Origin of the sequence: Streptococcus sp., from assembly GCF_032481935.1 — a bacterium.
Lineage (GTDB): Bacteria > Bacillota > Bacilli > Lactobacillales > Streptococcaceae > Streptococcus.
Genome location: NZ_JAWERU010000015.1, coordinates 24693 through 48559 on the forward strand (window position 1 = coordinate 24693; position 23867 = coordinate 48559).

The following is a 23867-nucleotide window of genomic DNA, read 5'->3' on the forward strand; positions in this document are numbered from 1 at the left end:
TCTTCTTCAAGCATAGCATAAATTAAAAAAATGCTAAAATAATCTGTTTATCTTTTCGGTTTTTCCCTAGTTTCAAACTCAAATAATCCTCAGAATCAGCAAACACCCCACTCCCCCTTTGGGCATTTTTATGCTAAAATAGTAGCTATGGATAAAATTATTAAAACTATATCAGAAAGCGGAGCCTTTCGTGCTTTTGTCCTTGATAGCACAGAAACCGTCCGCACTGCTCAAGAAAAACATCAAACCCAAGCTAGTTCAACTGTAGCGCTTGGTCGTACACTTATCGCTAGCCAAATTCTTGCTGCCAATGAGAAAGGAAACACCAAGCTGACCGTCAAGGTTCTTGGGACTAGCTCCCTCGGTGCCATTATCACAGTTGCAGATACCAAGGGTAACGTCAAAGGCTACATTCAAAACCCTGGAGTTGACATTAAAAAGACTGCAACTGGTGAAGTCCTAGTCGGGCCTTTTGTCGGAAACGGTCAATTCCTCGTTATCACAGACTATGGTACTGGAAATCCTTATAACTCTATGACTCCCCTCATCTCGGGAGAAATCGGTGAAGATCTAGCTTTCTACCTAACAGAAAGTCAACAGACCCCTTCTGCAGTCGGCCTCAATGTCCTTTTGGATGAAGACGACAAGGTCAAGGTTGCAGGTGGCTTCCTAGTCCAAGTGTTGCCAGGAGCCAAGGAAGAAGAGATTGTTCGCTTTGAAAAACGTATCCAAGAAATGCCAGCTATTTCGACTCTTCTAGAAAGCGATGACCATATCGAAGCCCTTCTCAAGGCTATCTACGGAGACGAACCATACAAACGTCTGTCTGAAGAAGAAATTCGTTTCCAATGTGACTGTAGCAAAGAACGTTTTATGAAGGCTCTTTCTAGTCTTCCAAGCTCAGACTTGCAGGAAATGAAGGACGAAGACCACGGTGCAGAAATTACTTGTCAATTCTGCCAAACTACTTATAATTTCGATGAAAATGACCTGGAGGAACTCATTCGTGACAAATCTTAATACACCTTTTATGATTGGTAATGTTGAGATTCCCAATCGGACCGTTTTAGCACCCATGGCGGGAGTAACCAATTCTGCCTTCCGTACCATTGCAAAAGAGCTTGGAGCTGGACTCGTTGTCATGGAAATGGTCTCTGACAAGGGAATCCAATACAACAACGAAAAAACTCTTCACATGCTTCATATCGATGAAGGCGAAAACCCAGTCTCTATCCAACTTTTTGGTAGCGATGAAGATAGCCTTGCACGCGCAGCAGAATTCATTCAAGAAAACACCAAGACCGATATCGTGGATATCAACATGGGCTGTCCAGTTAACAAAATCGTGAAAAACGAAGCTGGGGCTATGTGGCTCAAGGACCCAGATAAGATTTACTCTATCATTAACAAAGTTCAATCTGTCCTTGATATCCCCCTTACTGTCAAAATGCGTACGGGCTGGTCTGACCCATCCCTAGCAGTTGAGAATGCCCTTGCTGCCGAAGCTGCAGGTGTCTCTGCCCTCGCTATGCATGGTCGTACACGTGAACAGATGTACACTGGGCACGCTGACCTTGAGACTCTTCATAAGGTTGCACAAGCTCTGACCAAGATTCCATTTATCGCTAACGGAGACATCCGTACGGTTCAAGAAGCTAAACAACGCATCGAGGAAGTCGGTGCCGACGCCGTTATGATTGGACGCGCAGCTATGGGAAATCCTTATCTCTTCAATCAAATCAATCATTACTTTGAAACTGGAGAAATCCTGCCTGATTTAACCTTTGAAGACAAGATGAAAATTGCCTATGAGCACTTAAAACGCTTGATTGATCTCAAGGGAGAAAAGATTGCGGTCCGTGAATTCCGTGGCCTCGCTCCTCACTATCTCCGTGGAACATCTGGCGCCGCTAAACTCCGTGGAGCTATCTCACAGGCAAGCACACTTGCAGAAATTGAAGCTCTCTTACAGTTAGAAAAAGCATAAACGTATAAAAATTGGCAAATCTCAAATTGAGATCTGCCGTTTTTTATATATTTTCATCTTGCAAATCTAACTGCTTCACTCTAGCAATATAGTATGCCATAATCAACAACAAATTAAAGCTGACAATCCAAATAGACCATTCATGGAAAAAATGCATAGATACAGCCAAGCTAATGGCCCCCACTACGAAACTACCTACAACAATACCATAGTTCAAGGCTTGTCGACGATATTCTTGAACATCTCCTTCTCCTCTAACGATGCGATACAAAGCAATCAACATTTTTCGGTAATTTCCAGACGTCATAAAAATGACATAAGGATGATCTTCAATCAAACTACCCGTAAATGTTAGCAGCATCATTCCAGTTCCAAAAGCAATAAAAGGAACTTCTAATAGAGGAAAGCGGGAAAAGAAGGGCAGAACAAGGGTCCCGATAAATAAGGGAAGCAGCATCTTAACCCGCCAATAGGCTGTTTTGCGATATTCTTTCATGTGTAAGGCAAAAAGAAAGCCTAGGGAAAAGAATATAATCGAGCAGAATCGCAACATGGTATTGATGACATGTGAGTCGTGCCAATCTGATATCAGTAGGAGAATGTTCCCTGTCTGTGTCGCCACCAAACTATGGTACTGGATGTGACAGAATACATCCAAAGAACCACCGATAAAGCCAAGAAACACTCCCATGAGCCGTGTGTTTTGAGGTAAAATTAATTTATCTGGCATTGATTCATCACTCGTTTCCCTTTGATTTTTTCATTATACCACTTTCTCTGAAAGAAACTAAGTGAAAAACGGTCAGTTCAGGTAGATATGATTAGATATACTCCTAAGTTAGTCTCATCTCTGAAGTTCATTTATGACGTCTTATCAACTTCAAATGCTGTAGGCACTCATCAACTGGACTATTTTTAAACAAATTATTTCTGTACTGAAGTCTATGGTTTAATCAAAGTAACACTTGAAACAGTACCATCTGCACCTGTTGTAATTTGGATGACTTTTCCACCACCTACTTCAGCATTGTATTTTCCATCATCAAGGGTATAAGAATAGCTTTGGATAGAGTAGTTTTCTTTCTTGCCATCAGCAGATTCTACTGTAAATTGACCGCCTGATGAGACAGTGATCGTTTCACCATTCGCACCCTTCCAATTCCCAGCCGCAGCCGAAAAATCTTTGTCTACCATAGTCAAGACACCTTTATAACGTTTATTGTGCTCTGCTTGCTTGTCTTGGAGTTTGCGATCAGTTGCTGGATCATAAGCTGACTGATTCGATTTTGCTTGTGTTCCTTGTTGATTGGATGGGGCTTGAGAAGGGGTTTGCTTAGCAGAAGGTTCTTGATTTTGTTTTGTTTCTGGTGCTGGTGTTGCTTGCGATTGGTTAGCAGTAGTCGTTGACTGATCAGAAGATGATGATTTAGCTTTTTCTGTTGAAGCTGAACTTGAGGACTTCTGAGTCTTGTTCTCTTTACTTGAAGAACTTGCCTTAGAACTAGAAGATGCTTGTGTTGTCTTGCTAGAACTATCACTTGCAGTATTCTCTTTCTTATTGCCACAAGCCCCCAATAGTAATGTTGAAGCGAGTACAGTTGCAGCCATTAATTTGATAGAAGTTTTATTTTTCATTTTATGCTCCTTTGTAACATTTTTGAAATATTAAGAAATGTTTTTGTAACATTATTGTAATATTTGTTTTTAAATCTGTCAACTATTTATCTAAAATTTTTTAGAATTATTTTTTAGTACATTTATTTTCTTACTCCTCCTATATCTTTTATTCGTAAAGAATTAAAAAAACAGGAAAATTTTTCCTATGAGAATACTATATTTTATACGTGTAATCGCTTGCATTTTTTTCTTAAAGGGCTATAATAAAATTGAGATAGGATATTGGAGGTGTAGGTTTATGTCAAAGAAATATTACAAATATCTTCCTTGGTTGATTATTGGTGCTTTCTCTTCTTATGGGATTGCTACTCATTACGCTCAAACAACATTTGATTTGTTCTACTTAACTGCCATTTTCATGATTGTCTATGTAGCTTTATTGTATTTACACGAAACCTATTTAAAATATAAATACAAAGATTTATTCATTTGAATCATGAGCAATTCTAATAAAGATAAACATCCTTAGCAGTCAGATAGCATCAAAAAAGAGGCCGGGAAAAATCCCGACCTCGATTTTTTATGAATAATAAACCTTTGACACGATAGTTGAACTGACTTTTAAGACAAACTTTATTTTCCCTATTCTCAAGCTTCAACCAGCCATCGGATTTGTTGAAACTTCTCAAATCTGAGACTAGGAAACCGAGACTTGATCTATCGATTTCTGTCCCCAAGCCTTTTATTTCAATCGATAGGTTTTTCTTGGTTTCTTTTTAGGCACTCGTTTGAGTCCAACTTCTTCTACATACTCACCGTATTTTACAAGAAAGTTATTGCTGACGATTGGTCGTCCTGGATTGATGAGATTGACTAATTCGGTTCCTTCATAGACAGTGAATTCCTCCTCTAGCAGATAGAGGAAGGTCGGATTCCAGTCAAGACGCCCTTGGATTCGTTTAATAGACTCTTGGATAATGGCATAATGGTCAAAGGCGAAGGCTTGCTCCCCCAGCTCTAGTCCCTCTAGGAAGCACTTACCCGTCTGAAAATCAACATCGACAAAAACCACATCCTTGGCATCATCTCCAGCTTGAACGAGTTCGAGTGCTCGACTAGGTAGATACACCAAGTGGGCGATAGTAACCGTCCAGCCCCGCGGATCACGACCTGGAGTAGATACTGTCATCAACTGTTCGATTTTTTCCAAAGGAAGGTCGAGGTTAACCTCCTCTCTCACTTCACGCTGACAAGCATGCCTTGCATCTTCGCTCTTATCCATAAAACCACCGACCAAAGCCAAACAGTTTTGATAAGGATGGGCCTTGCGACGAATTAGCAAGAGTTTGATTTTCCCTTCCACAAAGCAATAAGCTACCATATCCACCGTCACGCTCGGTTTTTCATACTGAGGAAGATCCTGTTTGCAGTACCAGTCTAAAAATTCCTTCTCAGTCGCATGAATCTCAAAATATTCTCTCTCTGTCATTCCAGCCGGGATTATCGTTTCAGTCATCTTATCCCTCCTTGACAGCTTTTGTCCATTGATACCAACCGACTAAACTATTGATGGTATAAACCCAGTACATACCTTGGATATGGATATTTTCACCCCACCAGAGGTAAATACTAAAGAGATTGGTAGCAATCCAGAAAATCCATTGCTCACGGTAAAGACGTGTCATCAAGAGCTGACCAACACCATTGGTTGCATCGGTAACACTGTCACGGAAAGGACGAGCGCTATGGATACTTTGGTAGGCAAAGCCCATGCCAATCCAGATGATGACTGTCAAAGCCAAATATTTGATCCAATCAATCAGGCCAAGTTTCTTAGCTTCAAAGTGGGATTCTTCTGGTTTTCCTTGCTCATTGATCCGATTAGACAACCAAGTATAGAGACCAATAGGCTGCATGACAAAGAAATAAACTGTTGTCAAAACTTCACCGTAGAAAGTAGCATTCATAGCTAGGACCAAATAGATTGCAGAGTTAATAGTACCAAAAAGGTAGTTACTAGCTCGACCTTCAGCAACTAAGATAACGCAGACAATCCCTGTCCAAGAAGCCAAGAGACCAACCCAGTCATGACTTTCCGTGTTTTGTGTAAACTCCAGAATAAGAGGGACACTTGATAAAGCAATCAAATAGAGCCACTGGAAAAGACTGCGTCCCACAAAGAGGTCTTTCCAAAGCAAACGCATAACTCCTGCAAAACCAATTTTACGAGCTTCTGCGTGAACATTTTTAAAGTTTTCAATAAATCGTGTGATTTTTTCAGTTATTTTTTTCATTTTCTTCTCCTAATCTGCTTGGTAAATGGCATCAATAGCCACTTTTGCTGCTTCATAATTTCCTAGATAGTCATCAGCTAGATAAACATGAGGGATATTGGCTAGATATTGCTCCCTCATCATATCCAAATGCTGAGAAAAACTGTGACGGATATGGTCTTCTGCCATAGTCATGTCGCGAAAACCATCATTGACATAAGAGCCAATAGGTTGCACAAAGAGGATTAAATCCCACTTTTCCTTGGCTAATATGGAAACAAAGAGATTGTCAAAGGTCTCTCCGGACAAGTCCTCCTGCTCTTCGCTTTCCATGTAGTAATCGTAGTAGCCCTTGGTTACCAATGAGTTGGTGTCTGCAATGACCAGGCCTCGATTGGCATTGCTATCGATTAACTTGGAAGTTTGGTCATATTGGCCCAAAAGAAGGTAATAATAATCTTTTGGGGTAAGCTCATCATCTCTGACATTATTTTTTATCTGATACTCACGAGCATACTCCAGACTGACTGGCGCATCATAAAAACGAGCTAAATCCTTGGCTAGAGTTGTTTTACCATTACTAGCACTTCCCATAATCAATACTTTCTTTGTAAACTGACGGCGGAAAGGTTGAGCGATATATTTCCAATATTTGCTTGGATTTTCTCGAATCATGGTAGCCGAAATTCCAAATTTTCTTTCCTGTAGAACAGTCTCGAAACCACGTTCTGACAATTCTTGTTGGTATTCGGACTCTCCTACAAAAAAGATTAGTTCCTCACCAGTCTGGTCATAGGAAATGGCCTGCAACATCTGATCCAACCACTCCTGCCAGCCCATTGGATAGCGTGGAATATTGGTTTCGTCAAGTTCACAAACAGAGGTCAACTCATCATCTCGAAATGCTTCACGAATATAGCGAAACCTCTTTTGTAGTGTAAGTCCAACCTGTTCACCACGATCTCCCTTATAACCTGAAACTACCACCCATACAGCATCGCATTGTCGTTTTGCTCTTTGGATTAAATCAATATGCCCCTGATGCAAGGGAGCAAAGGTTCCAAAAACCACTGCTATCTGTTTTTTCATGTCTTTTCAACTTTTTTATAACTTTTTATATTTTATATCATACTCTATCTTGTTCTGTTTGTCAATGCTTTTTTATTATTTTTTATAAAAACATTGCTGCATGATAAGATTTTTTTACTTGATATGCAAAACCTGATCAGTAGCATTCTGTTTTGAAATCCTTAAAATAAATGCAAAATCCAAATCCTTATTTGAGTAACAACTTTTCAAAAAAGAGGTTGAAACAATCTGTTCCAACCTCACATTTTTAAACAATCTCAAATTTTAATTGACCAGCTTTGACACCAATCTTCAGAGTCTTGCCAGCTTCTAATTCACCTTTAAGGAGAAGTTCTGCTAGTTTGTCTTCTACTTCTGTTTGCAAAGTTCTGCGTAGTGGACGAGCCCCCATCTCTGGATCATAGCCTTGCTGAGCTAGAAGTTTAAGGGCAGATGCTTGGAGTTTCAAGTCAATTCCTTTTTCTGCAAGACTAGCAATCAATGGTTTGACCATAATCTTAACTACTTCTTGCATATCTTGACTTGACAAGCTATGGAAGACTACCTTCTCATCAATACGGTTAATAAACTCTGGACGATAAGCCTTTTTCAGCTCCTCAAACATCCGTTTTTCCATATTTTCTTGATCAAAACGAATATCCTTAGCTCCAAAACCAACTGTCTTGTCATCACGAAGGGCTGTCGCACCAAGGTTTGACGTCATGATGATAATGGTATTAGAGAAGTCAACCTTGCGACCTTTACTGTCCGTCAAGACACCATCATCCAAAACCTGTAAGAGCACATTAAAGATGTCTGGGTGCGCCTTTTCTACCTCATCAAAGAGAAGTACTGAGTACGGTTTATTGCGAACCTTCTCGGTCAACTCTCCACCTTCTTCGTAACCCACATAACCTGGAGGAGCTCCGTTGAGACGGCTGGCCGCGAATTTCTCCATATACTCACTCATATCAAAGCGGATAAGGGCTGATTCGTCATCAAAGAGGACTTCTGCCAAGGCCTTGGCCAATTCGGTCTTACCGACACCTGTTGGTCCTAGGAACATAAAGGAACCAATCGGACGCTTATGACTGCGAATACCTGATTGATTACGGCGAATAGCACGACTGATACTAGATACAGCCTGTTCCTGTCCGATCACACGTTTATGCAGTTCAGCTTCAAGGTTGAGATACTTCTTGGCATCCGTTTGTGTCAATTTTTGAACAGGAATTCCTGATAAGCGACTCAAGGTGGTCAAAATATCAGATTCTTCTACTACATCTTTATAAATAGGTACTTCCTGTTCTTTTGCAATGAGTTGAGCTGCTTGCTTCCATTTCCCATCCACCAAGGCCTTATCAGCTAGTGTTAAACCTGACTCTTCTTGTTTAGCGTGTTTCGATTTATTTTGCACTGTTGCTGCCGCTTCATCCAAAAGGTCAATCGCTGAGTCTGGCAAGTGACGGCTTGTCAAATAACGATGTGCCATTTTGACAGCTGTTTCGACTGCATCGTCTGTAATTTGGACATGGTGGTGTTTCTCATAAGTTGCTTTCAAGCCCTGCAAAATAGCCATACTATCTGCTAAACTTGGCTCCTCAATCATCACCTTTGCAAAGCGACGAGAAAGGGCTGCGTCTTTTTCGATATGTTTTTGGTATTCTTCCTGAGTAGTCGCACCGACAGTTCTCAGAGTTCCACGTGCCAAGGCAGGTTTCAGGATATTGGCCGCATCCAAGGTCGAATCAATCCCACTTCCTGAGCCCATAATGGTATGAAGCTCATCGATAAAGAGGATGACCTTGCCATCTTCCTCAATATCTTTGATGATATTGTTCATACGTTCTTCAAAATCACCACGGAAACGAGTTCCCGCAACCACATTCATCAAATCAAGCTCTAGAACTCGCATTTTAGCCATCTCAGTTGGTACATCTCCGTTGGCAATACGTTGCGCAAGACCAAGTGCCAACGCTGTTTTACCCACACCTGCATCTCCAACTAAAACTGGATTGTTTTTAGTTTTACGGCTCAAGATTTGAATCATACGAGAGATTTCTTGGTCACGCCCGATGACTGGTTCCAATTTCCCTGAGCGAGCTTGCTCTGTAAGATCATGCGTATAATCTTCCAAACCTCCACTTGGTGTCTGAGGCATACCCATCATATTAGCCATAGAATTTTGCTTGTCCGCTACCGTCCGATGGCGTTGACGAAGGGCCTTTAAATCATCTCTAGTCCAACCAGCACGCGCTTCAAGACTACGACGAAGTCCAGCAATCTTGACTTGGTCCTTCTGGTCTTCATAAGAAAATCCCGCTTTTTCTAGAATACGAGTAGCCAAGGCATTGCCATCATGTAAGATAGCATAAAGCACGTGCTCTGTTCCTAATACCTTGGCATGAACGACAGAAGCAACGTGCTCTGCTTCCAACAACAATACCTTCAAACGGTGTGAAAAAGGCAACTCCTGATAATTTTCCTTATCGCTATACTTTGTTTCAGTCAGCTCTACAGCAACTTCCTCCAGACGATCAATCTCATAGGGAAATTCATTCAAAGTTGCCCCTGCCACACTATAACTATGATTGGCCATAGCAATCAATAGGTGCCAAGACTCTAGGTATTCTGCCCCAAAATGACTTGCGACCAGAAAGGCACTGTCTATACATTCTTTCAATGCTTTTGAATATTTCATTTAGTTCTATTTTCCTTTTCTATCTACCTCTTGTAATAACTGTCGGAGCATATTGGCACGGATAAGATTGGCATCCTCACCTAGAACCCGGTCTGTCGCCATCGCTAGTAATAGATTCATCTCCTGACGAGTCACTAAATCCTGTTCAAACAAGAGTCTTAAAACATCTTCAAAGATAACTAGGCTGACTTCTTCGCCCACCGAATACAGTAAATCGCGGAGCATATCATGATGGTTGGAGAATTCAATCCGACCAATGCGAATATAACCGCCTCCTCCTCGCTTACTTTCAACTAAATAGCCTCTGCTTTCAGTAAATCGAGTCTTAATCACATAGTTGATCTGGCTAGGCACGACTTGAAAGGTATCCGCCAATTGGCTTCGTTGCAATTCAACCATACCCGACTGCTCCAAAATCGCCTTGATATAGGCCTCTATATGGTCTGATGTATTTTTAAATCTCATAGAACGCCACCTCTTTCTTTGAACCTTGACTATCTTTGACTATTATACCGAATTTTTCGATTTTTTAAAAGAAAAAGGGGCTGGTAATGAAGAATCCTCACCAACTCCCTATCTTTCTACTTATCTAAGCCTAATTCTGCCAAGATTTGACGTTTGTAGGCAATCTTTTGGACTTCCTTGTCCTCGTCTTCAGACCAATCTAGTTGAATTTCAGCAACAATCTGCCCAGGGCGATTTTTCAAGATATAGATACGGTCGCTAAGGTTAAGGGCTTCCTCTATACTATGCGTAATGATGAGTGTCGTCAGGCCTAGCTGTTTATGAATATCCAAATACCAGGCATGGAGTTCCATTTTGGTCATCTCATCCAAGGCACTAAAGGCCTCATCTAAAAGAAAGAGCTTGTGCCCAAAAAGGTAAGTGCGGAGTAAGGCCACACGCTGGCGCATCCCACCACTAAGCTCATGAGGATACTTATCCCGTACAGCCGTCAACTGAAAGGTAGCAAGGATTTCGTCTGCACGGGCAATGGCTTCCTCCTTATCGACCTTTTGAATCAAGAGGGGCAGGATGATATTGCCAAGAACGGTCTTGTGTTCCAAAAGTAGATCCTTTTGTAGCATATAGCTCACGCGCCCCTTGGGATTTTCCTCACCGTCAAGAATGATTCGCCCAGACTGGACTTCTAAAATCCCTGCAATCAGGTTAAAGAGTGTGGTCTTTCCTACACCACTGGGGCCTAGGATAGAGACAACTTCACCTGAAGTCACCTGTAGGTTAATATCCTCTAAGATCTTTTCATCATCGTAGGCATAGCTTACGTGTTCTAGTCTAATTTCTGTCATTATTTTACAAATTCATTAGTGAAACCTTTGTCAGTCAAGTCTTCCTTGAGGATTCCATTTTCCTTATCCCATTTGTAGAAGGCATTCCAACGATCAGCATCAAATTGTCCCCATTTGTCCTTGTCGCTTGCGTATTCTTTTGACAAGTATTTCTGAGATTCGATGACAAAGTCACGTTTATCCTTGAGCTCAGGTGCATTCTTGATGAGGATATCTGCAGCTTCTTCTGGGTGCTCCATAGCGTATTGGTAGCCTTTTTTGATGGCTTGGATGACTTTGCGAGCTTCTTCTTTGTTGTCTTTCAGATAATCGTTGTTTGCAATGATAACTGGTGAGTAGTAGTCAAACTCCTTGACATAATCTTTCAAGTACATGAAGTTAGCGTCCACACCTTGAGATTTGGCAAGAATTCCATCCCAACCATAATAAATCCAGGCAGCATCAAAAACGCCATTGGCAATCGGTGTGATTGAGTTTGAGTCGTTGTTTGGTACTTTTTCGACCTTCTCAAAGTCTCCACCCTGAGATTCTACCAAGGTTTTCAGCATAGCAAGCTCAGTTGGGTCATTCCAAGTTCCGTATTTCTTACCAACCAAGTCTTTTGGACTGTTGATATTGTCAGACTTACGAGAGATGATCCCTGATGTATTATGTTCTACAATCGCTGCAACAGCGGTAATTCCCGCTCCTTTTTCCAGTTTCTTAGCCATGTAGTCTTGGAAATACACTGCAAATGGTGCCTTACCATTGATAACCAAGTCAGAAGAACTTTCTTCTGGTGGTAATTTCAAGTCCACATCCACTCCAGCTTCCTTGAAATAGCCTTTTTCCTTGGCAACATAAAGCCCTGTGTGGTTGGTATTTGGCGTCCAGTCTAGGATAAAATCAATCTTCTTGAGTTCTGCTTCTTTGTTATCCTTAGACGCAGTTCCTTGGCCACAGGCTACAAGTACAACAGCTACAAGGGCTGTTACAATCGTTAAAAACACTTTCCATGTTTTCTTCATTCTTATTTCCTCTTTTCTTTTTCTCAAACGCTCTATTTTAAGCACGTTTCCATTTAATCACATATTTTTCACTAATATCAACCAACTTCATACCCAAAAGGCTGATCAGCGATACCAGAATAATAATGGCAAACATGGTATCATACTGAAACAGTTTTTTAGACTGAATCATGTAGACACCTAGTCCTTCAAAGCCTCCCAACCACTCAGATACCACTGTTGTGATAAAGGCGTAGGAGACACTCACCCTCAGTCCTGCATAAAAGTAGGGCAGGCTGACAGGGATTTTAAAATGCCACAGGATTTGCCAAGGATTGGCTCGCATCAGACTAAACAAGGTCAGCATATCCTTGTCACAATGCCTAAAACCATCTAAAATACTGACGATGATAGGGAAGGTCGTCGTCAAGATAATCAAGACAATCTTGGGCAAGATTCCATAACCCAACCATAAAACTAGGATAGGGGCTATGGCAATGGTTGGTATGGTCTGGACAACTACCATCATAGGATAAATCAAGTCATTGAGCCAGCCCAAACTATCCATAAGGACTGCCATGATACAGGCTATCAAGACACCCAAGACCAAACCGAGTATAGCTACTCTCAAGGTTGCCCAGCTGTGGTACCAGAGAAATTCTCTGTCACGAACAAAAGACTGGAGGATTTCAAGTGGTGTTGGTAAGATAAACTTTGGTAGGAGTTTTAACAAACCCGCTAACTGCCAAAGAGATAAGACACCCAAAAATCCTAGCAGACTAATATGCCGTCTCATGATACTTTTCAAGTTTCTCATCGATGCTTAAAATCTCTCCTATATTTATTTTCACATTGGCAAAAACATTGTCTGCTCCTTGACCTGCCACTTCTAGCGCTTCTTTGAGAATGCGCATAAGCTCATCAAAGTCCCCCTCCAAGACCGTTTCAAATGGTGTCACCACCATGGTCACTTCTTGAGCTTGCAGATAAGCAATGACCTTATCAATTACAGCTATGCGGTCAATCCCTTGTGACAGGGGTAAGATTTGTAAAGCAATGCTTGCTTTCATAAAAACCTCCTTCTAAGTTACAGTTCTTCTTTGTAAAAAAAGAAAAACCTCTTTCATATATGAAAAAGGTGCAAAATTAGGCCAAGTATTCGTTCCCTACGCTGGCATTACCCAGATCAGGTGCGGTCGAAGTTTAACACTTCCTCTCAGACTGTACACAGACTCCCATATATTATATGGACATATGATAACGCAAAATAAACAAGATGTCAAGGAAACTGCTTACAGAAAAAGAGACGGCAAACCTTCTCTTTCTCTAATTATACAGATGAACTAGCTCTTTCAATTAAAGCATAGGGGCGAATAACTGAGCTACTTCTTTGATTAATGTTTGATACCAAGTAGGCTTGATTGTTCCAGGAAAAATTTCTTGCGATACTTCAAAAATCTCTTCAAAGTCCTTACGAATATCTGCAATCGATGGTGTTTCGTACAATAAAACTGCATTTTCATAGTGGTGAACTAAGCTGCGATAATCAAGATTTATGGTTCCAACAATCGCAAATCGATCATCAACAATCATTTGCTTACTATGGATAAAACCAGGAGTATACTCGTAGATACGTACACCAGCAGACAAAAGATCAGGATAAGACCCTCGAGTTACTAACTGGATGAGCTTTTTATCTGGGATAAATGGAGTTATAATTCTCACATCTACGCCTCGCATAGCCGCATTTTTGATATCCTCTGTCAAATCATAATCAATAATGAGATAAGGCGTGGTGATGTAGACAAAATCTTCCGCTTGATTAATCAAATTTTGATAGACGATTTTACCCACCTTCATCTGGTAGATTGGTTTTGGCCCACTACCATATGGAATACATAAACCGCCACCTAGTCGTGTCTGATTTTCCAAATGATACTGATCAAAATCACTGATTTCTCCATGGTTGATATACCAGTTCATGAGAAATAGTCTGGTAAAGGCCTGAGTCGCCGGACCATCGATACGAATCCCACTATCTTTCCAGTGTCCAAAACGTTCAATCTGATTGATGTATTCGTCTGCAAGATTAATCCCGCCAGTATAGGCAATCTGCCCATCAATGACCAAAATCTTACGGTGGTCACGGTTGTTATAGGCCACTGTCATACGAGGAATCACCTTATTAAACTTATGAGCATCAATCCCTTTAGAACGCAAATGAACAGTATAATCCCCAGGCAAGGTCACCATACAACCAATATCATCGTAGAGCATCTTGACCTCGACTCCCTGAGCAGCTTTTTCTTCAAGAATTTCAAGCATACTATCCCACATCAAACCTTCGTCGACAATGTAGTATTCTAGAAAAATAAATTTTTCAGCCCTCTTCAGATCCTCCAGCATCTGTTGCCACATTTCTTCTCCATTAGCAAAGAATTGTGAGTCTGTATGGTCATAAACCTCTGCATTACTATCCATATGTAGCAAGGCATTGATAATACCGTAGGCAGATTTATCAGTTTCTTGTAGGATCTGATGAAGACTATGCTCTCGCTTTTCATGAGATGCAATAGAACGAAGTTCCTGCAGTTGTTTGAATTCCTTTTTTGATAACCGACGCTCACCAAACATGATATAAAGCAAGGGACCAAAAACAGGGACAAAAGTAACAATCAACCACGTCACCTTGCTTTCAGGAGACATGGAACGATTGACAATGGCTAAAACAGTCGCCACGCTGACAAGAAATACAAGAGTAACCCAAACAAATGGAGCAATCTGGCTCATGTAAAGAATAATTCCGAAAACAAGAAATAATTCTATCAGGATAATCGCAATACTAAAGCCATACTTGGACATCAATAATCGAAATTTTCTTATCCCCATATCTCCCTCTCAATTTCTAAGTATACTCCCTAATATACCATCTGAAAACGCTTATTCCCCTCTAGTATACTTAGTTTCGTAAAAGTTATCAAGTATTTTCTGTTTAGGCCGATACTTCTACCTATAAAATCAATCTAAAAAGCAGGCAACTTACACGTGCCTGCTCTTATATTACAATTTTAATGCCAACATATTGACCGTCATACCAGCTGCAGTTCCCATCAAGAAGATGGTATCTCCTTCTTTTACATAGCCATGATCGAGTGCATAGGCTAAACCAAAAGGTACCGCAACTGAAACCATATTCCCATACTCACTGACAATATTGAGATACTTGTCTTTACTAACTCCTAGTTTATCCATAACAAGTGGTAATGCTCGACTAGCTTGGTGTGGAATAATATAGTCTACAGCATCTTTAGAAATACCAGATTTCTCTTGGAATTCTTGGAACATTTCTGGAATGACACGAGCAGAAAGCAAGAGGATTTTCTTCCCTTTCATATCAAACATGAAATTGGTCTTCGTTTCTTCCGAGTACTCTTTTGGTTGGTAAGAAGTCAGACCTCCACGGATTTCAGTATCGTGGACTCCCTCCGACCAAGTGCGTTGAAGGCTTGCTATCACTCCCTTATCCTTGTCACTTGCTTGGAAAATAAATGCTGCCGCCCCATCACCAAAGAGTTCATAACTTTCTTTTTGCTTTGGATTGAGCCCCAAGCTACCGACTTCACTGGAAACAATTAAGACACGACGATATTCTCCTGCTTCAATCAAATGTGACATCGTTGATAGAGCTGAAATAAAACTTGTACAAGTCGTATTGATATCCATGGCTGGAATAGATAGTCCTTTTGCCACGCGCTCATGAATCAAAGCAGCTGTACACGGAATAGGTTGAACACCAACCGCACTAGCTGATACAAGGCAATCAATATCTTTAATACTTAAGTTTGCATTTTCAAGCGCAGCTTGGATAGCTACTTCTGCCAAATCTAGCTGTGTTTCTTCATTTTCTACAACACGGTAACGCGTTTGGTCTTTAAATTGCACTGTGTTTTTTGGGAGGCAAACTCCATAGCCTGCAATTTCTACATGTCTTTTTACTTCTGTCATAATCTTTTGTCCTTTCATAAACGTTGGATACGTTTGAGCTTACGACTTGTATCCCAGTGATAATCTGAAAATCGAATTTCAGGTACTTTAAACTCTTTCTGTTGAGCTAAGAGTCTGAATTGCTCTGTGATTGCTGTTTCTACTTGCTCATCCCTTCGACTCAGACAAACTTCTACTAACTTTTCAGAATGCTGTTTAACTTGGTAATCTCCGACATTTTCCACAAAGAGAATGCAACGCCTGATAAAGTCAGGATAAATCCTTACCTGACCTCCATCCAGTCCTTCAAAGTAGAAGATGTCATCAGAACGTCCTTCGACCTTGTCAATCCTTGTATAATGAGATCCACATGGACAGGGCTCAGGATTTTCAACCAAGATATCGTTGAGCTGGTAGCGATAGACGGGCTGACTACTCCGCTTAAAGTCAGTAATGACTGGATAAAATCGTCGGTCATCCAGGTAGTTCTTTTCCACAAAGATGATATCTTCATTGAGATGAAGATTGCCAGCTGAGCAAGTACAAGCTAGAAAACCTTCTGTTGCTTGATAGACCTGGTCAATAACTGGTAGTGCAAAAGCCGCAGAAATCCGTTCTCTGTCAGTATCTTCCAAGATTTCAGCCACCGAAACGATTTTTTGTGGACGAATCCTTAATTCTCCTATCTTTAGGCGCTTACCCAATTCAATCAACATCGAAGCAGGCGCCACCACGATGGTCGGTTGATAATTGTTGAGGCGCTCGATATGCTCATCTGTATTCTTGAAAATATCAAAGTATTCTAAACGTATAAGTGCCGTATTGATGGTCTGATACAATTCATTATCCGCTCTGAGGAAAAAGGCTATACGGTGTCCAAAAAGGTGACCTTTGGGCAACATCTTTGCCAAGATAGCCGCTGCCCACATACTTCGTTCTTTTTCAGTTGTGATAAAAAGTCCTCGGTGTCCAGATGTTCCCGAAGACAGCCCAACAGCTATTTCTCCTTTGAGTTCTGTAAAATTTCGAGTCTTTTCACTTTCGATGGCCAAAGCTAAGGCCTCATCTCTATCCACTCCTTGAGTATTAAGTTCATTGAAATGCGTCATCATAAAAGCTTTATCCATATGGTCAAAGTCGTGAGGCACACCATTTTTAAAATAAGGTGATTCACGTTTTAGAAATTCCATATAGGCATCTAGTTGCTTTTTCTGATAGCTTTCTAAGGCTTCTCGAGACTTAAAATTATGAAGCCAACGAGTCTGGATAAAAGTTTTAAGAAAGGTTATTTTTTTCATACAAAATCCGCTCAATCCTTTCTACAGGGTCATGGCTGACAAGCGCTTCTATACCATCATTTAACATCTCTTCCAGCAACTCTGTTCCTTTGATATAGTCAGCCTTGCTATCTTGAACCAAGGAAGGAATCAGATGCATCTGTTTCGTATAGGGTAAGAGGTCAATTCCCCAACAAAGATCCGCTGCGATAAAGAGATGATAATCTGGAATAAAGAGGCAGGCTTGGCCCTTAGCATGCCCATCAATAGAAGCTACCAGGATACTTCCGTCTCCAAACAAATCATAGGTAGGACGGTAAGAGAAGTTGGAGTTTTGCTGATCTGTCTTGATGACTGTCAATCTTTCCTCGAAGTCACTCGGCAAAAATTCTTTAAAAATTAAATCTTTTAGTTTTGGTTTCTTGTAAACATCGTACACTTCCTGGGTTAGGATAAAGCTTGCGTTCGGAAAGAAACTAGCCCCTCCTAAATGATCTGGATGTAGATGAGACAGCAGGACATAATTAATTTCTTCTGGTTTAATTCCTTTAGCCTTCAGCAAATGCGAAATCTGATCCTGCTCTGTCATTTGAACGGGCGTCCCCAAGCGATATAAAGCATATCTTAGTTTTGTCTTAATATCGTAGTGATAGCCAGTATCATAAAGTACATAGCCCTTATCCCTATGTTTGATTAAAAAGACGCCTGCTGGGAAAGTCATCTTTCTATTCTTGACACCTTTAAAGAGCAAACCGGCATAACTCGTACAACATCCCGCTGGGAAATACTCAATGCTTTCGATAATCTTGGACATATTGTTCAATCCCTTCTGAAATACTAATTTTCGGACGATACCCCAATTCCCTCTGAGCCTTGCTAATATCTAGAGTTTGACTATAACGAAGTAGATAATAGGTATATCGTGTTAAAGGTGGCTCCCCTTTAAAGTGCAAGGTCTTGTATAGAAATTCTAAACTACTTGCAATTCCTGATAAGAGAGATGCTGGAATTTTTCTATATTTGATTGGATAACCCAGACCTATCAAACTTTCCTCTAGCAAATCTCTAAAAGCCCTCGGCTCACCATTAGTAATGTTAAAAACCTCACCTTTGGCTTCTGGAGCTTCTAAGGCTAACCGAATTGCCAGAGCAACATTTTCCACACAAGTCATGTCCATGAGCTGACGCCCATCCCCAATCAAAGGAATGCCAATTTTTTGACTAAGATTGATCACCCGTGGCAAGATGTTAGTATCTCCAATCCCAAACAGTCCCCGAGGCCTCAAGATAACACTAGGAACATCTGGATAATCCTTAAAGAGTCTCTCCGAAGCCAATTTGCTACGGATATAATTATTGAGATTATTTCCCTCTGGAGCATCACTTTCTTTGATCCCTAGTTGATCTTTTGGAGCAGCATAGATGCTTGGTGAGGAAACATAGACTAAACGCTGAATACCTGTTTGGCGACATGCCTCGAGAACATATTTGGTTCCTAAAACATTGGCCTGATAAAAATCTTCCCAGGGACCCCAAACTGTTGACAGAGCTCCCGCATGAACGACCATATCCATCCCCTTGCAAGCTTCTACTACATCCTCAGCTTTGGTCAGATCTCCCTGAAAAAAACTAACCGAAGAATTCTCTAAAGAGCGACCAACCTGACTATTTCTACCAAAGGCTCTTACTTGATAACCATGTTCTACTAGTTCTTCTACTACATATTTACCCAAGAAACCAGTGGCTCCTGTAACTAATACTTTTTTCATCATTCTTTCTCCTTATCTGCTAACAGACGGTGGATTTCGCTTTCCAAAATTTCTGTTGGATGATAGGATTGTGCAGCCTGGCGTAAAATTTCTAATTCTGACCAATCTTCTTTAGCAATTAATTTCTCAAAGGCTAAACCAATCGCTCTCGTATCCTCTTTATTAGCAGTCAGTGCAACACCCGCTTCCACACCACGAACGGCATAATCAAATTGGTCGTAGTCATGAGGCAAAATCAAAGCTGGTTTACCATAAATGATACACTGATAAAAAATCCCAGCTCCACCATGATGAATCACATAATCCATCTGAGGAATGTATTCTTTGTAAGGAAGATAAGAAACAAGGGACAGATTCTCCATCAGATTCTCACACTGAAAAGGTTCTCCACCAACTCCACGAGTCACAAAAAAGTGAAAATCAGGATGCGCTTTGGCTAGTTGCTTCGCTTGAAAGATTAGATTATCTTTGGCCCATGCCAGTTGTGTCCCACAAGTTACCAAAACCTTTTTTCGATTAGGGAAAACCGACAAATCTAATGGATAATCCTCTCCAGCCTCAACAGAAGCACCAGAGGGCCCTACCCATTTATAGTGTTTTGGGAATCCTTTTTTTAACTCTACTTCTTTCATCCCTATACCAAGGATTGAATATGGAGAATAAATAGTCTCTTGGTCCAGCTGATTATAGAGTCTAAAATTATATCTCTTTAAACGATCACGCAATAAAAAAGATACAATACGTTTAACTAAACGGGTTGCTTTTCTCCCGACATATTGTATTGAAGCTTCCCAGCCATTCTTAGGACTCCCCATTCCACCGATTAGACATGGCGGGCCATCAGTAGTCTCTAAAACAAATTGTGTAGCCATGGTAGTTATCCAAGGAATACCAAGTTGATTAGCTACAAGACCACCAGATAAGGTTATAAAATCAGCAATAACAATATCTGGACGATTCTTTTGCCACTCTTTCATTAATTGATCAGAAACTACGTTAATTAAATCAATACTTTCAGAAAGTTGATGATAGGCCGATAAAATTCCTAATTGCTCAGAGTTATTTGCTGCTTTTTCGAACTCCTCAACGTGGCCTTCTAGTATAGTAACTACATTAAAACCTGCAGCCTCAGCAACAGTTTTTTTCTGGGGGCCTGTAAATAAACGTATCTCATACTGAGGATTGTCTAATAGAGGTAGTAATAAATTCATAGTTGGATACAAATGTCCACTCAAAGGAACAATCACAACATCGATTTTGATTTTCTTCATAATCCTAGCATATCAAATTTTCCAAAAAAGAACTATCACGAGGATAGTTCTTCTTTAATATTATTGGCTTTAAATCATAGGAATAGTATTTGATTTCCTCATACATTATTTGAATAATCGGGAGGAATTCAGTAATGTAAGAATCTTAAATTTACTATCCCACAAAAGCTCTAAAATAGGTTTGCTTAGAACAATTCCTTATAGAAAGCAATGGTTTCTTCCAAAGTTGGCATGAATGGATTACCTGGCGCACAAGCATCAATCAAGGCATTCTTAGAAAGGTATTCAAAGTCAAAGTCTTTTTCTTCGATACCAAGTTCTGTAAGTTTCTTAGGAATACCGACAGTTTCAGAAAGTTTTTCAATTTCAGAAATAGCATAAGCAGCACATTCTTCGTCTGATTTTCCTTCAATTTGCATTCCCAAGGCCTTAGCAACATTACGGAAGGCTACAGGTACACGTTTAGCATTTTCACGCTCAACGACTGGCAAAAGCATAGCACAGCAAACACCATGAGGTAAGTTATAGACTGCACCCAATTGGTGAGCCATTGAGTGAACATAGCCGAGTCCAGCATTGTTAAAGCTCATCCCGCCAAGGAAGATAGCATTAACCATACCTTCACGAGCTTCGATGTCATGTCCATTTTCTACTGCACGTGGAAGATATTCTTTGATTAGCTCGATAGCTCCGATAGAGAGTTTCTTAGTCACATCATAAGCACCTGGTGTTACCAAAGCTTCAACGGCGTGAGTAAGAGCATCCATACCAGTAGCCGCAGTCAAAGCTTGAGGTTTTGAAACCATCAATTCAGGGTCATTAACAGAGATAAGGGCAAGACTGTTTTTATCCACCATTACCATTTTAACCTTACGTTCTTCATCAGTGATCACGTAGTTAATGGTAATTTCTGCTGATGTACCTGCAGTAGTATTGATAGCGACAACTGGAAGACCTTTTTGAGCAGACTTATGCAAACCTTCATAATCCTGTGGTTTACCACCATTCGTCGCGATTACAGAAATACAGCTAGCTGCATCCTGTGGAGAGCCACCACCGACCGAGATAATAAAGTCACAGTTGTGCTCTTTCAAAGCAGCAACCCCATCCATAACATTTTTACAACTAGGGTTCGGTTCAACATCACTAAAGATAACGTAAGCAATTCCTTCATCATCTAAAGGTTTTAAAATTTTTGGCAAGATATCACTTGATTCAATAAATTTATCTGTTACCAAAAGAGCCTTACTATAACCCAACTCCTTAACATAAGGCCCAACTTCATTTACCACACCTTTACCAATAAGGTTAACTGCTGGAACGTAAAATGTTGCCATATTTTATCCTCCTTGCGCTTTTCACGCTATATATTTAGATTAATTATATAATATGTTTTCTGTATTTTCAAATATTTGTGATTTTTTTAACAAATAGGATCTTTAAAAAATTTTTAACAAAATTTCATAAGGAAAAGATAATCAGACAAATTTGAGATGGACTATTTTATTCGGCTCTATAATTTCTGTAGTGGGTAAAACCACCATAGGAATTATGGAGCCTATTTTGTTGTAGAAAAAAAGTCCCACAAGACCTATAATGAAAAGTGACCAAACCATCATTAGAAAGAATCTTATGGAACAATTAAATTTCATCACAAACTTACTCGGAATTAAAGACAAGAACATCATAATCTTGGATTATATTGATGCTGGAACGCATAATGAAGTCATCGCTAAGCTAAATTATCCTGCTCCTAAGTGTCAGCACTGCCTAGGGCAAATGACTAAATATGACTTCCAGAAAGAATCTAAAATCCCCTATCTAGAGTGTGCAGGCTATAAGACACTCATTCGATTGAGAAAACGCCGTTTCCGTTGTAAACTCTGCGGGAAAATAGCTTTCGCAGAGACTTCCTTAGTCAAAAAGAATCACCTAATCGCGACCATCGTCAACCAGAAAATCACTCAAAAATTAATCGAGAAAGTCCCTATGACGGCTATCGCAGAAAGTCTATCTGTCTCTACTTCGACAGTCATTCGTAAATTGAAAGAATTCAAATTCAAGACAGATTTATCTTTCCTTCCAACTCACATGTCTTGGGATGAATACAGCTTCAAGAAAGGTAAGATGAGTTTCATTGCACAGGATTTTGATTCCAGAAAGATTGTAGCTATCCTGGATGGGCGAACTCAAGTGACTATTCGCAATCATTTCCTTCGTTATTCTAGACAGGTGAGAAGTCGCGTGAAAGTCATTACCATGGATATGTTTAGCCCCTACTATGATATTGCCAGAAAACTTTTTCCTAATGCTAAAATCGTTCTCGACCGCTTTCACATTGTCCAACATCTCAATCGAGCTATGAAACGTCTTCGCATCCAAGTCATGAATCATTTTGATCGTAAATCGCACGAATATAAGGCACTAAAACGTTGCTGGAAACTCATTCAACAGGATAGCCGCAAACTCAGCGATAAACGATTTTATCGTCCGACTTTTCGCTCACACTTGACCAATAATGAGATTCTCGAAAAAATCCTTGCATACTCTCAAGAACTTAGAGAACACTATGACCTCTATCAACTATTACTGTTTCATTTCCAAGAGAAACAAAGAGACCATTTCTTTGAACTGATTGAAGAAACGATTTCTTGTGTAAATCCTATTTTTCAAACTGTTTTTAAGACCTTTTTGAAAGACAAGGACAAAATCATGAACTCACTGGAACTGCCCTACTCAAACGCGAAACTAGAGGCTACTAATAACCTCATTAAGGTCATCGAGCGCAATGCTTTTGGCTTCAGGAACTTTGAAAACTTTAAAACTAGAATCCTCATTGCTTTGAACATAAAAAAGGAGAGAACCAAGTTGGTCCTCTCCAGGTTATAACTTTTCATCAACCCACTACAGTTGACAAAGAGGCACAAATAAAAAAGAACAACTAGTGTTCTTACTCAAGTAATATTTATCGGGAAGACAGGATTCGAACCTGCGACACCTTGGTCCCAAACCAAGTACTCTACCAAGCTGAGCTACTTCCCGAGTTAAATAGAAAAAATGCACCCTAGAGGAGTCGAACCTCTAACCGCCTGATTCGTAGTCAGGTACTCTATCCAGTTGAGCTAAGGGTGCTCATTATATGCCGAGGACCGTCTGCCAGTTCCGCCACCCCGGCCTCTCTAAGCGAACGACGGGATTCGAACCCGCGACCCCCACCTTGGCAAGGTGGTGTTCTACCACTGAACTACGTTCGCATCGACCTCTTGGTTATATTAAAAAAATGCCGGCTACATGACTTGAACACGCGACCCTCTGATTACAAATCAGATGCTCTACCAACTGAGCTAAGCCGGCTTATTTCTATTATGCGGGTTAAGGGACTTGAACCCCCACGCCGTTAAGCGCCAGATCCTAAATCTGGTGCGTCTGCCAATTCCGCCAAACCCGCAATGATGACCCGTACTGGGCTCGAACCAGTGACCCATTGATTAAAAGTCAATTGCTCTACCAACTGAGCTAACGAGTCTAAAATAACTTCCGTTATCTTAAACGGTCCCGACGGGAATCGAACCCGCGATCTTCGCCGTGACAGGGCGACGTGATAACCGCTACACTACGGGACCT

At 40.6% G+C, this 23867-nt stretch carries 22 protein-coding genes, 7 tRNA genes and 1 riboswitch; of the genes, 4 read left to right on the plus strand and 25 right to left on the minus strand.

The window, feature by feature from the left end:
- The first annotated feature begins 147 nt into the window (after positions 1 to 147).
- The gene (gene hslO, locus E7C97_RS04450) at positions 148 to 1020 is read left to right on the plus strand and encodes an Hsp33 family molecular chaperone HslO (protein WP_301393485.1); all 873 of its coding nucleotides are present in this window, start codon (positions 148 to 150) and stop codon (positions 1018 to 1020) included.
- Positions 1007 to 1987 carry a tRNA dihydrouridine synthase DusB gene (gene dusB / locus E7C97_RS04455; RefSeq protein WP_049508077.1) on the plus strand — a complete coding sequence of 327 codons (981 nt, stop codon included), beginning with the start codon at positions 1007 to 1009 and terminating at the stop codon, positions 1985 to 1987. The genes hslO and dusB overlap by 14 nt, the downstream gene beginning before the upstream one ends.
- 43 nt (positions 1988 to 2030) lie before the next feature.
- On the opposite strand, the gene E7C97_RS04460 is transcribed toward dusB, so the two are convergent.
- Both E7C97_RS04460 and E7C97_RS04465 read right to left on the minus strand, forming a co-directional pair.
- Positions 2031 to 2717, minus strand: a complete 687-nt coding sequence (locus tag E7C97_RS04460) for a YoaK family protein (protein WP_049508074.1) — start codon at positions 2715 to 2717, stop codon at positions 2031 to 2033.
- Positions 2718 to 2929: 212 nt separating this feature from the next.
- A complete protein-coding gene (locus E7C97_RS04465; RefSeq protein ID WP_049508072.1) occupies positions 2930 to 3622 on the minus strand; it encodes a hypothetical protein in 693 nt (230 codons plus the stop codon).
- A 280-nt stretch (positions 3623 to 3902) separates the two neighbouring features.
- Between E7C97_RS04465 and E7C97_RS04470 the strand changes: the two genes are divergently transcribed.
- Positions 3903 to 4097, plus strand: a complete 195-nt coding sequence (locus E7C97_RS04470; RefSeq protein WP_316108281.1) for a hypothetical protein — start codon at positions 3903 to 3905, stop codon at positions 4095 to 4097.
- Between the two features lie 249 nt (positions 4098 to 4346).
- Here the strand turns inward: E7C97_RS04470 and E7C97_RS04475 are convergent, their stop codons facing one another.
- The 16 genes from E7C97_RS04475 to E7C97_RS04550 form a co-directional block, all read right to left on the minus strand.
- Positions 4347 to 5120 carry an NUDIX hydrolase gene (locus E7C97_RS04475; RefSeq protein WP_301393479.1) on the minus strand — a complete coding sequence of 258 codons (774 nt, stop codon included), beginning with the start codon at positions 5118 to 5120 and terminating at the stop codon, positions 4347 to 4349.
- A 1-nt stretch (position 5121) separates the two neighbouring features.
- The gene (pnuC, locus tag E7C97_RS04480; RefSeq protein ID WP_301393477.1) at positions 5122 to 5898 is read right to left on the minus strand and encodes a nicotinamide riboside transporter PnuC; all 777 of its coding nucleotides are present in this window, start codon (positions 5896 to 5898) and stop codon (positions 5122 to 5124) included.
- A gap of 9 nt (positions 5899 to 5907) precedes the next feature.
- Positions 5908 to 6966, minus strand: coding sequence for an AAA family ATPase (locus E7C97_RS04485; RefSeq protein WP_301393476.1), 1059 nt, complete (start codon positions 6964 to 6966; stop codon positions 5908 to 5910).
- A gap of 247 nt (positions 6967 to 7213) precedes the next feature.
- Positions 7214 to 9646 (minus strand): ATP-dependent Clp protease ATP-binding subunit, encoded by a 2433-nt coding sequence (locus E7C97_RS04490; RefSeq protein ID WP_316108282.1) that lies wholly within the window; start codon positions 9644 to 9646, stop codon positions 7214 to 7216.
- 6 nt (positions 9647 to 9652) lie between these two features.
- Positions 9653 to 10111, minus strand: a complete 459-nt coding sequence (locus tag E7C97_RS04495; RefSeq protein WP_316108283.1) for a CtsR family transcriptional regulator — start codon at positions 10109 to 10111, stop codon at positions 9653 to 9655.
- Positions 10112 to 10227: 116 nt separating this feature from the next.
- A complete protein-coding gene (locus tag E7C97_RS04500; RefSeq protein WP_316108284.1) occupies positions 10228 to 10956 on the minus strand; it encodes an ABC transporter ATP-binding protein in 729 nt (242 codons plus the stop codon).
- Positions 10956 to 11963 carry an ABC transporter substrate-binding protein gene (locus tag E7C97_RS04505; RefSeq protein ID WP_316108285.1) on the minus strand — a complete coding sequence of 336 codons (1008 nt, stop codon included), beginning with the start codon at positions 11961 to 11963 and terminating at the stop codon, positions 10956 to 10958. Before E7C97_RS04505 ends, E7C97_RS04500 begins: the two co-directional genes overlap by 1 nt.
- Before the next feature lie 37 nt (positions 11964 to 12000).
- Positions 12001 to 12759, minus strand: a complete 759-nt coding sequence (locus E7C97_RS04510; protein ID WP_316108286.1) for an ABC transporter permease — start codon at positions 12757 to 12759, stop codon at positions 12001 to 12003.
- Positions 12722 to 13012 carry a thiamine-binding protein gene (locus E7C97_RS04515; RefSeq protein WP_316108287.1) on the minus strand — a complete coding sequence of 97 codons (291 nt, stop codon included), beginning with the start codon at positions 13010 to 13012 and terminating at the stop codon, positions 12722 to 12724. Before E7C97_RS04515 ends, E7C97_RS04510 begins: the two co-directional genes overlap by 38 nt.
- 76 nt (positions 13013 to 13088) lie before the next feature.
- Positions 13089 to 13191: riboswitch (TPP riboswitch) on the minus strand.
- A gap of 107 nt (positions 13192 to 13298) precedes the next feature.
- A complete protein-coding gene (cls, locus tag E7C97_RS04520; RefSeq protein ID WP_316108288.1) occupies positions 13299 to 14831 on the minus strand; it encodes a cardiolipin synthase in 1533 nt (510 codons plus the stop codon).
- Between the two features lie 171 nt (positions 14832 to 15002).
- Complete coding sequence (locus E7C97_RS04525; protein ID WP_316108289.1) at positions 15003 to 15947, minus strand: 3-oxoacyl-[acyl-carrier-protein] synthase III C-terminal domain-containing protein; 945 nt, start codon at positions 15945 to 15947, stop codon at positions 15003 to 15005.
- Between the two features lie 14 nt (positions 15948 to 15961).
- The gene (locus E7C97_RS04530) at positions 15962 to 17224 is read right to left on the minus strand and encodes a F390 synthetase-related protein (protein ID WP_316108290.1); all 1263 of its coding nucleotides are present in this window, start codon (positions 17222 to 17224) and stop codon (positions 15962 to 15964) included.
- Positions 17202 to 18017 (minus strand): MBL fold metallo-hydrolase, encoded by an 816-nt coding sequence (locus tag E7C97_RS04535; RefSeq protein ID WP_049503852.1) that lies wholly within the window; start codon positions 18015 to 18017, stop codon positions 17202 to 17204. Before E7C97_RS04535 ends, E7C97_RS04530 begins: the two co-directional genes overlap by 23 nt.
- The gene (locus E7C97_RS04540) at positions 17992 to 18972 is read right to left on the minus strand and encodes an NAD(P)-dependent oxidoreductase (protein WP_049503861.1); all 981 of its coding nucleotides are present in this window, start codon (positions 18970 to 18972) and stop codon (positions 17992 to 17994) included. Before E7C97_RS04540 ends, E7C97_RS04535 begins: the two co-directional genes overlap by 26 nt.
- Entirely contained in the window at positions 18972 to 20243 is a 1272-nt protein-coding gene (locus tag E7C97_RS04545) for a nucleotide disphospho-sugar-binding domain-containing protein (protein ID WP_301393459.1), read from the minus strand. Before E7C97_RS04545 ends, E7C97_RS04540 begins: the two co-directional genes overlap by 1 nt.
- Before the next feature lie 185 nt (positions 20244 to 20428).
- Positions 20429 to 21580 carry an iron-containing alcohol dehydrogenase gene (locus E7C97_RS04550; protein ID WP_223140431.1) on the minus strand — a complete coding sequence of 384 codons (1152 nt, stop codon included), beginning with the start codon at positions 21578 to 21580 and terminating at the stop codon, positions 20429 to 20431.
- A 295-nt stretch (positions 21581 to 21875) separates the two neighbouring features.
- On the opposite strand from E7C97_RS04550, the gene E7C97_RS04555 reads away from it, so the two are divergent.
- Complete coding sequence (locus E7C97_RS04555; RefSeq protein ID WP_316108291.1) at positions 21876 to 23132, plus strand: ISL3 family transposase; 1257 nt, start codon at positions 21876 to 21878, stop codon at positions 23130 to 23132.
- A 79-nt stretch (positions 23133 to 23211) separates the two neighbouring features.
- Here E7C97_RS04555 and E7C97_RS04560 read toward each other — a convergent pair.
- The 7 genes from E7C97_RS04560 to E7C97_RS04590 all read right to left on the minus strand — a co-directional run bounded on the left by E7C97_RS04560 (position 23212) and on the right by E7C97_RS04590 (position 23866).
- A tRNA-Pro gene (locus E7C97_RS04560) sits at positions 23212 to 23285 on the minus strand.
- 16 nt (positions 23286 to 23301) lie between these two features.
- A tRNA-Arg gene (locus tag E7C97_RS04565) sits at positions 23302 to 23375 on the minus strand.
- A 50-nt stretch (positions 23376 to 23425) separates the two neighbouring features.
- Positions 23426 to 23497 (minus strand) — tRNA-Gly (locus E7C97_RS04570).
- 27 nt (positions 23498 to 23524) lie between these two features.
- Positions 23525 to 23597 (minus strand) — tRNA-Thr (locus E7C97_RS04575).
- Between the two features lie 12 nt (positions 23598 to 23609).
- Positions 23610 to 23691 (minus strand) — tRNA-Leu (locus tag E7C97_RS04580).
- Between the two features lie 5 nt (positions 23692 to 23696).
- Positions 23697 to 23769 (minus strand) — tRNA-Lys (locus E7C97_RS04585).
- A gap of 24 nt (positions 23770 to 23793) precedes the next feature.
- A tRNA-Asp gene (locus tag E7C97_RS04590) sits at positions 23794 to 23866 on the minus strand.
- Position 23867: the final 1 nt, after the last annotated feature.

Bases quoted from the DNA above. Each gene is read 5' to 3' on its own strand.
- hslO (WP_301393485.1), top strand. From the start codon at position 148: ATGGATAAAATTATTAAAACTATATCAGAAAGCGGAGCCTTTCGTGCT.
- E7C97_RS04460 (WP_049508074.1), bottom strand. From the start codon at position 2,717: ATGCCAGATAAATTAATTTTACCTCAAAACACACGGCTCATGGGAGTG.
- E7C97_RS04465 (WP_049508072.1), bottom strand. From the start codon at position 3,622: ATGAAAAATAAAACTTCTATCAAATTAATGGCTGCAACTGTACTCGCT.
- E7C97_RS04470 (WP_316108281.1), top strand. From the start codon at position 3,903: ATGTCAAAGAAATATTACAAATATCTTCCTTGGTTGATTATTGGTGCT.
- E7C97_RS04475 (WP_301393479.1), bottom strand. From the start codon at position 5,120: ATGACTGAAACGATAATCCCGGCTGGAATGACAGAGAGAGAATATTTT.
- pnuC (WP_301393477.1), bottom strand. From the start codon at position 5,898: ATGAAAAAAATAACTGAAAAAATCACACGATTTATTGAAAACTTTAAA.
- E7C97_RS04485 (WP_301393476.1), bottom strand. From the start codon at position 6,966: ATGAAAAAACAGATAGCAGTGGTTTTTGGAACCTTTGCTCCCTTGCAT.
- E7C97_RS04490 (WP_316108282.1), bottom strand. From the start codon at position 9,646: ATGAAATATTCAAAAGCATTGAAAGAATGTATAGACAGTGCCTTTCTG.
- E7C97_RS04495 (WP_316108283.1), bottom strand. From the start codon at position 10,111: ATGAGATTTAAAAATACATCAGACCATATAGAGGCCTATATCAAGGCG.
- E7C97_RS04500 (WP_316108284.1), bottom strand. From the start codon at position 10,956: ATGACAGAAATTAGACTAGAACACGTAAGCTATGCCTACGATGATGAA.
- E7C97_RS04505 (WP_316108285.1), bottom strand. From the start codon at position 11,963: ATGAAGAAAACATGGAAAGTGTTTTTAACGATTGTAACAGCCCTTGTA.
- E7C97_RS04510 (WP_316108286.1), bottom strand. From the start codon at position 12,759: ATGAGAAACTTGAAAAGTATCATGAGACGGCATATTAGTCTGCTAGGA.
- E7C97_RS04515 (WP_316108287.1), bottom strand. From the start codon at position 13,012: ATGAAAGCAAGCATTGCTTTACAAATCTTACCCCTGTCACAAGGGATT.
- cls (WP_316108288.1), bottom strand. From the start codon at position 14,831: ATGGGGATAAGAAAATTTCGATTATTGATGTCCAAGTATGGCTTTAGT.
- E7C97_RS04525 (WP_316108289.1), bottom strand. From the start codon at position 15,947: ATGACAGAAGTAAAAAGACATGTAGAAATTGCAGGCTATGGAGTTTGC.
- E7C97_RS04530 (WP_316108290.1), bottom strand. From the start codon at position 17,224: ATGAAAAAAATAACCTTTCTTAAAACTTTTATCCAGACTCGTTGGCTT.
- E7C97_RS04535 (WP_049503852.1), bottom strand. From the start codon at position 18,017: ATGTCCAAGATTATCGAAAGCATTGAGTATTTCCCAGCGGGATGTTGT.
- E7C97_RS04540 (WP_049503861.1), bottom strand. From the start codon at position 18,972: ATGAAAAAAGTATTAGTTACAGGAGCCACTGGTTTCTTGGGTAAATAT.
- E7C97_RS04545 (WP_301393459.1), bottom strand. From the start codon at position 20,243: ATGAAGAAAATCAAAATCGATGTTGTGATTGTTCCTTTGAGTGGACAT.
- E7C97_RS04550 (WP_223140431.1), bottom strand. From the start codon at position 21,580: ATGGCAACATTTTACGTTCCAGCAGTTAACCTTATTGGTAAAGGTGTG.
- E7C97_RS04555 (WP_316108291.1), top strand. From the start codon at position 21,876: ATGGAACAATTAAATTTCATCACAAACTTACTCGGAATTAAAGACAAG.